This window comes from Rhizobium sp. CSW-27, from assembly GCF_018760785.1.
Taxonomy (GTDB): domain Bacteria; phylum Pseudomonadota; class Alphaproteobacteria; order Rhizobiales; family Rhizobiaceae; genus Neorhizobium.
Genome location: NZ_JAHHZO010000054.1, coordinates 1 through 1,607, shown reverse-complemented (window position 1 = coordinate 1,607; position 1,607 = coordinate 1). Strand labels below are relative to the sequence as shown.

Annotated in this window: 1 protein-coding gene; it reads left to right on the top strand. The window is 51.0% G+C overall.

Features of this window, described 5'->3' with window-relative positions; all coding sequences use genetic code 11:
- The first annotated feature begins 262 nt into the window (after positions 1–262).
- On the top strand, positions 263–1,315 hold the full coding sequence (locus tag KLP42_RS26510; RefSeq protein ID WP_215571155.1) for an acyltransferase family protein: 1,053 nt from the start codon (positions 263–265) through the stop codon (positions 1,313–1,315).
- The last annotated feature ends 292 nt before the right edge of the window (positions 1,316–1,607 follow it).

Genomic DNA, 1,607 nt, shown 5'->3' with positions numbered 1-1,607 from the left:
GCAATAACCCCTCGATGATCCGCCATTCCATATCCGTGAGGTCGCCGCGAGCCAGAACCGCCTCCTAAAAGGTAGTCTTGAATCACGCTTCCGCTGATTTGGGAATCCACTTTGTCAACAGGGCCTAATTCTCTGCGTAAGATTAAGTTTTCCTCGGGCGGTCAGAACTGCAGAGGTGTGATGGAGTTCATTTATCTTCGTTGATGATGTTGTCTGCCCATGCTATCGGATAAATAGTGACAGGTTGACGGATGCGTTGGGCGTGAAAAAATTCCAGGGTGAGATCAAGCCACTAACGAGCCTGCGCTTTTTTGCCGCTATGGCTGTTGTTTTTTTCCATTTCGGCGCCTCAGCGGCGGAACGCGTCGGCCTTCCCGGTTTCATCGTGTCGATGCTGAAAAACGGATATCTCGGTGTAAGCTTTTTCTTCGTGTTGTCAGGATTTATCTTGGTTGTTGCCTACGATGGGAGATTGGGCGCGCGTGAGCAGCGGTATGATTTTTTCATCTCCCGGCTCGCAAGGATTTATCCCGTCTACATTCTGGCTCTTGCTTTGTCGATTCCATTCACGGATCCGGTTTGGCCTGAGTCTGTCATATTTGCTCCGCTTTTGCTCCAGTCCTGGACGCTGCCCGCCAGCAACCTCGGAGGAGCTTTGAACATGCCGAGTTGGACGCTCTCCATCGAACTGTTCTTTTACGTGTTTTTTGCGATCTTTTTCGTAAAAATAAGTCGTCTGCCTACGATTGTAATCGGCACCCTGGCCGCATGTATGGCAGGTGTCATCATCTTCGCCGATGTTGCTGTTGTTCACCCTGGGATCCAGCTTGACGGCTGGATTAGGTTCATCCCCCTTCCGGTATTTCGATTGCCCGAATTTTTGCTCGGTGTATTGTCTGCTTTGTTGGTTTCCAGGCTTTCGATTGCCGGCGAGCTGAAGGGCATGGACAGATTATTTTTCTGTGTATTGGCTCTCGTTGCTGTCATCCTGGCCGAAGGTTCCTTGGCGTCGCGACTGATGCCGGTTGCCTGTGCTGTTCTGATCGTGGCTGCAGCGCTGTCTACGGGGCCGGTTCTCCGGATCTTCTCAAATCCATTTCTGGTTTTCCTTGGCGGCGCAAGCTATGCTGCCTACCTCCTTCAGATGTCGGTGAACGGTGTCTTCGACGTGTTGTTCGGAGACAATTTCGCTTCGCGCATCGCGATGCCTGTCGTTCTCGTCGCCTTGTCTTGCTGTGTCTATAAGTGGGTGGAAGAGCCGGCACGAAGATATATCAAGGGACTAAAATTTTCCCGTTTTCCCCGGGAAGCGTAAAATGCAAAGGTTTATGCCTTTCAGGCATCTCCCTTGATGCCGGCGATTGCCGATTGTTGAGAGGGGCGGCAAATCTCGACTATTGTCATTCGATGGTCGGTGTAACGCTGACGACCCATCCATCAAAATTCATGCGCGGATTCAGCCTTGGTTGAAAGCGTTGCTTTAGAGCGGTTCCCTGACTGAATGAATCTTCGGGTCTTTGCAAATCAGCGATGTTCTGATTCAAACTATCTGCCGATGGAGGTCGGCAGATATGTCAAAAGCTCTCTCTGTTGATCTGCGAGTTCGC